Origin of the sequence: Amycolatopsis rhizosphaerae, from assembly GCF_007713715.1 — a bacterium.
GTDB classification, from domain to species: domain Bacteria; phylum Actinomycetota; class Actinomycetes; order Mycobacteriales; family Pseudonocardiaceae; genus Amycolatopsis_E; species Amycolatopsis_E rhizosphaerae.
In genome coordinates this window covers 1-7,601 of record NZ_VJWX01000349.1, presented here as the reverse complement: position 1 = coordinate 7,601, position 7,601 = coordinate 1, and the positions used below count along the sequence as shown (strand labels likewise).

General features: G+C 71.5%; 5 protein-coding genes. 4 read left to right on the top strand and 1 reads right to left on the bottom strand.

What is annotated here, in order from left to right; genetic code table 11:
• On the bottom strand, window positions 1-640 hold a 640-nt coding region (locus tag FNH05_RS26905; RefSeq protein WP_186382756.1), incomplete at its 3' end, for an alpha-hydroxy-acid oxidizing protein.
• 127 nt (window positions 641-767) lie between these two features.
• On the opposite strand from FNH05_RS26905, the gene mgtA reads away from it, so the two are divergent.
• The 4 genes from mgtA to FNH05_RS26885 all read left to right on the top strand — a co-directional run bounded on the left by mgtA (window position 768) and on the right by FNH05_RS26885 (window position 7,477).
• Window positions 768-3,452, top strand: coding sequence for a magnesium-translocating P-type ATPase (gene mgtA / locus FNH05_RS26900; RefSeq protein WP_246127958.1), 2,685 nt, complete (start codon window positions 768-770; stop codon window positions 3,450-3,452).
• Between the two features lie 102 nt (window positions 3,453-3,554).
• Window positions 3,555-4,310 (top strand): 3-hydroxybutyrate dehydrogenase, encoded by a 756-nt coding sequence (locus FNH05_RS26895; protein ID WP_144591508.1) that lies wholly within the window; start codon window positions 3,555-3,557, stop codon window positions 4,308-4,310.
• A 34-nt stretch (window positions 4,311-4,344) separates the two neighbouring features.
• The gene (locus tag FNH05_RS26890) at window positions 4,345-5,679 is read left to right on the top strand and encodes an MFS transporter (protein ID WP_144591507.1); all 1,335 of its coding nucleotides are present in this window, start codon (window positions 4,345-4,347) and stop codon (window positions 5,677-5,679) included.
• 4 nt (window positions 5,680-5,683) lie between these two features.
• Complete coding sequence (locus tag FNH05_RS26885; RefSeq protein WP_144591506.1) at window positions 5,684-7,477, top strand: helix-turn-helix domain-containing protein; 1,794 nt, start codon at window positions 5,684-5,686, stop codon at window positions 7,475-7,477.
• Window positions 7,478-7,601: the final 124 nt, after the last annotated feature.

The window sequence follows — 7,601 nt, the reverse complement described above, 5'->3', positions numbered from 1 at the left end:
GGGTGAGATTCGGGGTGGTCAGATCCGGCACGTGCCGGGTCTTCGCGAACGCCCACAGCCATTGCGGCCGGATCACCGCCTCCGGGGCGAACCGCAGCATCGCCCTGAGGTCCATCCGCTCCGGGATCACCGGGCTGCCCCAGTCTCGGCCCATCGAGAACGACCAGTCCAGGGTCATGATCAGCCCCACCGCGCCGGCCGCGCGGGCGCGATCCATGCGCTGCACCAGCGCCTCCCGGGTCCCCACCCAGTACATCTGGAAGAACGTCTTCGGGTTGGCCGCCACGACCTCCTCGACGGATTTGCTCGCGAACGAGCTCAGGCTCATCGCCGTCCCTCGCGCCGCGGCCGCCCGCGCCACCGCGACCTCGGCCTCCGGGTGCACGGCCTGCACGCCGGTCGGCGAGATCAGCACCGGCATCGACAGCGGCTGGCCCAGCACGGTGGTGGTGAGCTCGCGCCGGTTGGACAGCCCGGCCACGTGCGGCGCGAAGCCCAGCTCGCCGAAGGCTTCGACGTTGTCCCGGAGGGTCAGTCCCCGCTCCGAACCGGCGATCAGCGCGCCGTACACCGATCTCGGGAGCCGCTTCTTCGCACGGCGCTGCGCTTCGGCCACCGTCTCGAACCACGCATCGGACATCGGAACAGCGTGGCGCGGCGGCGCGGGGGAGCGCAGGGGCCGAAGGGCCCGGCTTTGGTCCCACGGCCCCGGGCGAAGGGACTTTCTCCTCTCCTGCGGGTGAGGGCGCGCCCGGTGAAGTGGGGGCATGAGCAGAGGATCGGGCACCGGGATGAGCACCGGGATGAGTACAGCCACCGCCCCGGCCGTCACGCCCGCCTCCGGATTCGACGTCCGGGCGGCCGGTGCCCTGCCCGGCCCCGAGGTCCTGACCCGTCTCGGCACCGCCGAAGGCGGGCTGAGCGCACAAGAGGCCGCGCGACGGCTGAGCCGCTACGGCACCAACACGGTGTCGTCCCACCGCGCCCGGCCGTGGCAGGTGCTGTGGCACCAGCTGCGCTCGCCCCTGCTGGGGCTGCTGATGGCCGCGGTCGTCGCCTCCTACTTCGTGGGGGAACGTAGTGACGCGCTCATCATCGGCGTGATCGTGCTACTGTCGGTCGGCCTGGGGTTCTTCAACGAGTACCGCGCGGAAAAGGCCGCCGAGGCGCTGCATTCCCAGATCCGGCACGAAGCCGTCGTGTTCCGCGACGGCGGTTCGCGGCGGGTGCCGGTCGCCGAACTGGTTCCCGGCGACGTGGTCGAACTGCGCCTCGGGGACATCGTGCCCGCCGATCTGCGGCTGCTGTCGGTCAACGAACTGGAATGCGACGAGTCGGTGCTCACCGGCGAATCGATGCCGGCCGACAAGAACGTCTCTCCGGTGCCCGAGGGCACCGCGCTGGCCGACCTCACCGGCTGTGCGCTGATGGGCAGCGTCGTGCACGCGGGCAGCGGCCGGGGCGTGGTGGTCAGCACAGGTGCCCGCGCCGAGTTCGGCCGCATCGCGGCGGGGCTGGGCACGCGGCGCGCCGACACCGGGTTCCAGACCGGCCTGCGCCGGTTCTCGCTCCTGCTCGTGCAGGTTGCCGCCGCGCTCACGGTGTCGATCTTCGTGATCAACGTCGTGCTGCACCGGCCGATCATCGACGCGCTGCTGTTCTCCCTGGCCATCGCGGTCGGCATCACGCCGCAACTGCTGCCCGCGGTCGTCTCGACCAGCCTCGCCGCCGGGTCCCGCCAGATGGCCCGGCGCAAGGTCCTGGTCAAACGGCTGGTGTGCATCGAGGACCTGGGTGACGTGGACGTGCTGTTCACCGACAAGACCGGGACCCTGACCGAGGGCCGGATCAGCTACATGCGGTCGCGGGGACCGGACGGCTCGCCGTCCGACCGGGCCCTGGCCTGGGGGCTGCTGTGCAACGAGGCCGAGCGGGAGAACGGTGTCGTGGTCGGGGGCAACCCGCTCGACGCGGCGCTGTGGGAGTCGCCCGCGGCGCGGCACGTCGATGTCGGTGCGTACCGGAGGCTGGCGGAACTGCCCTTCGACCACGAGCGGCGGATGGCCTCGGTGCTGGTCGCCGGCCGGGACGGCGGGCGGCTGCTGATCACCAAGGGCGCGCCGGAAGCGGTGCTCGACCGGTGCGCCGACGTGCCGGAGAGCGCCCGCAAGGTCCTGGACGCCGAGTTCGCGGCGGGCAACCGGGTGGTCGCCGTCGCCACCCGGCCCGCAGGGCCCCTCACCGCGATCACCCCGGCGGACGAGCGGGATCTGGACCTGGCCGGTTTCCTGGTCTTCCTCGACGCGCCCAAGCGCGGTGCGGCGGAGGCGCTGAACCGCCTCGCCGCGCTGGGCATCACCGTGAAGATCGTGACCGGGGACAACCCCGCTGTCGCGGCGAAGGTGTGCCAGGACCTCGGGCTGGCCGTCGGCGGCATCCTCACCGGCGCCGAGCTGGACCGGCTCGACGACCGGGAACTGGCCGGGGCGCTGGCCACCACGACGGTGTTCGCCCGGGTCAGCCCCGAGCACAAGGCCCGGATCGTGCGGGTGCAGCGGCGGGCCGACATCGACGTGGCCTTCCTCGGCGACGGGGTGAACGACGCGCTCGCGCTGCACGCCGCGGACGTGGGCATCTCCGTGGACTCCGCCACCGACGTGGCCAAGGATTCCGCCGATGTGATCCTGCTGGAGAAGGACCTGCACGTGCTCGCCGACGGGGTGATGGAGGGCAGGCGGATCTTCGCCAACACGATGAAGTACGTGCTGATGGGCACCTCGAGCAACTTCGGCAACATGTTCAGCGCCGCCGGGGCCTCGCTGTTCCTGCCGTTCCTGCCGATGCTGCCGTCGCAGATCCTGCTCAACAACCTGCTCTACGACACCAGCCAGCTGGCCATCCCTACCGACGAGGTGGACCCCGAGCAGCTCGCGCGGCCCGCGCGGTGGGACATCCGGTTCATTCGCCGGTTCATGCTGTGTTTCGGGCCGATCAGCTCGGTGTTCGACTTCGCCACCTTCGGGATCATGTTGTGGGTGTTCCACGCCGGGGCCCCCGAGTTTCGTACGGGCTGGTTCGTGGAGTCCCTGGCCACCCAGACCCTGGTGCTGTTCGCGATCCGGACCCGCCGGATCCCGTTCTTCTCGAGCCACCCCAGTCTCCCACTGCTGCTGGCGTCGCTCGGCGTGATCGCGGTGGGAGCGGTGCTCCCGGTGACCCCGTTCGCCGCGGCGCTGGGCTTCACCCCGCTGCCGTTCGGGTTCTTCGCCGCGCTCGTGGTGATGGTGGTCTGCTACCTCGGGCTGGTCGAGATCGGCAAGCGGCTGTTCTACGGGGTGCCGCACGCCCCGGTGACCGCCCCGCCGCGCGACCTCGCGCGCCGGCACGCCCGGCGGCGCGCTGCCCGGTTCAGCACCGCCGCCCGCCATCCCGGAACGCCCCGCCAAGTCTGATTCTTCTCGCGCCGCCGATGGAGCATCCGACCATCGAAACCGGCAAGGTTGTGGTGGTAAGGCACATACCCACTGTGGTGTGGCTCGCTTACCGTCCTTCGCATGCGAAGCGGATCCACCCTCGACGGCCGGACGGCGCTGGTCACCGGTGCGGGCAGCGGTATCGGGCGTGCCTGTGCGCGGGCGCTGGCCGAGGCCGGGGCGAAGGTGCACGTGGTCGATCTCGACGAACCGGCGGCGCGGCGCGTCGCGGCGGAGACCGGGGGCTGGGCCCACGTGGCCGACCTTGCCGACCCCACCGCCGTCGAAGCCCTGCCCGCCGAGGCCGACATCCTGGTGAACAACGCCGGTTTCCAGCACGTCGCCCCGATCGAGACCTTCCCGCCCGAGGTCTTCACGCGCATGCAGCAGGTGATGGTCACCGCGCCGTTCCTGCTGATCCGCCGCGTGCTGCCGGGAATGTACGCCCGCGGCTGGGGCCGCGTCATCAACATCTCCAGCGTCCACGGGCTGCGGGCCAGTGCCTACAAATCCTCCTACGTCACCGCGAAACACGCCCTCGAAGGACTGTCCAAAGTGGTCGCCCTTGAGGGCGCGCCGCACGGGGTGACGAGCAACTGCGTCAACCCCGGCTACGTCGACACCCCCCTGGTGCGGGACCAGATCGCCGCGCAGGCCACGGCGCACGGCATCGACGAATCCGAGGTCCTCGAACGCGTGCTGCTCCAGCGGGCCGCGATCAAGCAGCTCATCGCACCCGAGGCCGTCGCCGAGGTCGTGCGATGGCTGTGCGGCGACCACGCCGCACAGCTCACCGGTGCCTCCCTGCCCCTCGACGGCGGCTGGACCGCCGCCTGAACCTCCCCGTCCCGACACACAAAGGAGTGTTGCCGTGTCCCAGCCCCCCTCGCGCGGATCGATCGCCAAGATCGTCGGTGCCAGCCTGATCGGCACCACCATCGAGTGGTACGACTTCTTCCTCTACACCTCCGCGGCCGCGCTGGTGTTCAACAAGCTGTTCTTCCCGGCCCACGACCCGCTCACCGGCACGCTGCTGTCGTTCGCCACCTACGCGATCGGCTTCCTCGCCCGGCCGCTCGGCGGGGTGGTGTTCGGGCATTTCGGTGACCGGCTGGGACGCAAGAAGCTGCTCGTGGTGAGCCTGCTGATGATGGGCGGCTCCACCTGCGCGATGGGCCTGCTGCCGACCTACGCGGTGGCGGGTGCCGCCGCGCCGCTGCTGCTCACCGCGCTCCGCCTGATCCAGGGCTTCGCGCTGGGCGGTGAGTGGGGCGGCGCGGTGCTCATCGTCTCCGAGCACGGGGACCAGAAGCGCCGCGGGTTCTGGGCCTCGTGGCCGCAGTGCGGCGCGCCGGGCGGGAACCTGCTCGCCACCGCGGTGCTGGCGATCCTGGCCGGTACCCAGTCCGACGCCACCTTCCTGTCCTGGGGCTGGCGCGTGCCGTTCCTGCTTTCCGGTGTGCTGCTGGTGATCGGCCTGTGGATCCGCCTCGCGGTGACCGAATCGCCGGTCTTCCTCGCCGCCCAGAAGAACGTGGTGGCCGAGGAGAAGAAGCACGTGCCGGTGCTCGCGGTGTTCCGCAGCTCCTGGCGCCAGGTGCTGGTGACCATCGGGGCCCGCATGGCCGAGAACGTGTCCTACTACGTGATCACGGCGTTCATCCTGGTGTACGTGACCGGGCCGCTGCACCTGGCCAAGTCCGTGGGCCTGAACGCGGTGCTGATCGGCTCGGCCGTGCACTTCGTGACGATCCCGTTGTGGGGCATCCTGTCGGACCGGATCGGCCGCAAGCCGGTGTACCTGTTCGGCGCGCTCGGCATGGCGGTGTGGGCCTTCGTGTTCTTCACCCTGCTGAACACGAAGTCGCCCGCGGTGATCGTGCTGGCCGCGACCGCCGGGCTGCTGCTGCACGGCGCGATGTACGGCCCGCAGGCCGCGTTCTTCGCCGAGCAGTTCCCGACCCGCGTGCGGTACACGGGCCTGTCCGTGGGCGGGCAGCTGTCCTCGATCGCAGCCGGGGCACTCGCCCCGATCATCGCCGTGGCGCTGTTCAAGGCCTACGGCAGCACCGTGCCGGTTTCGCTGTACGTGCTGGGCATGTGCGTGCTGACGGTGATCGCGGTCGCGGTGGCGAAGGAGACCGTCGGCCGCGACCTGACCGAGGAGGAAACCGCGGCGGCACTGCCCGCCGCCGCCGGCCGGTGACAAGATGACCCTCGTGTCCGACGAGGTGCTCCAGCTGCTCGACCTGCTCGCCAGCGGCGCGAGCGGCGAGCAGCTGGCGCGCGCCAGGGTGCCGGGCAACGCGACCGAACTGGCCCTGCGCATCCACGCCACCCTGAACCGCCATCGCCGCCGCGAAGCCGAACTGGTCGCCCTGTTCGAAACCGCCAGCGACCTGGCGCGGTTGCGGGATCCGGACGCGGTGCTGCGCTCGATCGTGCACCGCGCCCGGACCCTGCTGCGCGTGGACGTGTCCTACCTGAGCCTCAACGACGAAGAGGCCGGGCGTACGTACATGCGGGTGACCGACGGTTCGGTGTCGAAGCTGTTCCAGGAAGTGACCCTCGGCATGGGCGAGGGGCTCGGGGGCCTGGTGGCGCAGACTTCGAGGCCCTCGGCCACCCGCGACTACTTCGCCGACGCGCGGTTCCGGCACACCAGCCCGATCGACCTCGCGGTGCGGGACGAGGGGCTGCGCGGCATTCTCGGCGTGCCGCTCGCACTGGGCGAGCAGGTCATCGGCGTGCTGTACGCCTCCGACCGCACGCCCCGGGAATTCACCCCTGACGAGGTCGCGCTGCTGTCCTCGCTGGCCGACCACGCCGCGATCGCGCTGGACAACGCGCGCCTGCTGGCGGAGATCAGCGCGCACAGCGAGTCCCTGCACCGGGCCGAGGAAGCCCACGACCGGCTGATGGATCTGGTGCTGCGCGGTGGGGACGTGCCGGACGTGGCCGGGGCCGTGGCCGAGGTGCTGCACGGGTCGATCGCGCTGTTCGACGCGACCGGCGAATGCCTGGCGCACAGCGGGAAGCCGCTGCCCGCGCCGCCCGCGGAGGCGGTGACGACCTCACGGGAGGCGGGCCGCGCGGTGGCGGCGGGCGCGGTGTGGGTGTGCGCCGTGCAGGCCGGTCCGGAACCGCTGGGCAGCATCGTGCTCAGCGGCCGCGACGTGCTCGTCGACGCCGACCGGCGGCTGTTCGAGCGGGCCGCGGTGGTCACCGGGCTGCTGCTGATGTTGCGCCGGTCGGTGGCCAAGGCGGAGGACGAGGTGCGCGGGGAACTGCTCACCGATCTGCTCACCGCGCCCGGCCGCAATCCGGCCGCCCTGCTGGCGCGGGCGAGACGGCTGGGCGTGCAGCTCACCGAACCGCACGTCGTGCTGATCGCGCACGCGGACACGGTGTCGCGCCGGAGACTGCTCGCCGCCGCGTCACGGTACGCGACCCTGGCCGGGGTCCACGCCGAGCAGGTGGTCCTTCTGGCGCAGGCGAAGGATCCGGACGCGCCCGCCGCCCGCGCCGCCGCCGAGTTGTCCTCCACAATGGACACTCCGGTGACGGTGGGCGCGGCGGGGCCCGCCGTCGGCCCGGTGGAGATCGCCGCCGCGCACGCCGAGGCCGAGCGGTGCCTGCGGGCCCTGCTCACCCTCGGCCGTGCCGGTGAAGGCGCTTCCTCCCGCGGGCTCGGCTTTCTCGGCGTGCTGCTCGGGGATCGCGGGGACGTCGGCGGTTTCGTGCGGCAGACCCTCGGCCCGGTGCTCGACTACGACGCCCGCCGCGGCACCGAACTCGTCCGCACCCTCAACGCCTACTTCGCGGCGGGGGGCAACCTGACCAGGGCCAAGGAAGCGCTCCACGTGCACGTGAACACCGTGGTGCAGCGACTGGAACGCATCGGCGTGCTGCTCGGCGAGGGCTGGCAGGCGCCCGCCCGTGCCCTGGAGATCCAGCTCGCCCTCCGCCTCCACGCCCTCAGCGGCGGCCCCGCTTTGCCGTGAGGGGTCCCTTCACAGCCTTGGATCGGGCCGGGGATCCGTAGCAAACATTCATTGCTCCACCCCGAGGCCGTGGCTGGGCGCCGTGAAGGGTCCCTTCACAGTCGAATCGACTGTGAAGGGACCC

Coding starts and splice junctions, on each gene's coding strand:
- mgtA (WP_246127958.1), top strand. CDS start 768: ATGAGCAGAGGATCGGGCACCGGGATGAGCACCGGGATGAGTACAGCC.
- FNH05_RS26885 (WP_144591506.1), top strand. CDS start 5,684: ATGACCCTCGTGTCCGACGAGGTGCTCCAGCTGCTCGACCTGCTCGCC.
- FNH05_RS26895 (WP_144591508.1), top strand. CDS start 3,555: ATGCGAAGCGGATCCACCCTCGACGGCCGGACGGCGCTGGTCACCGGT.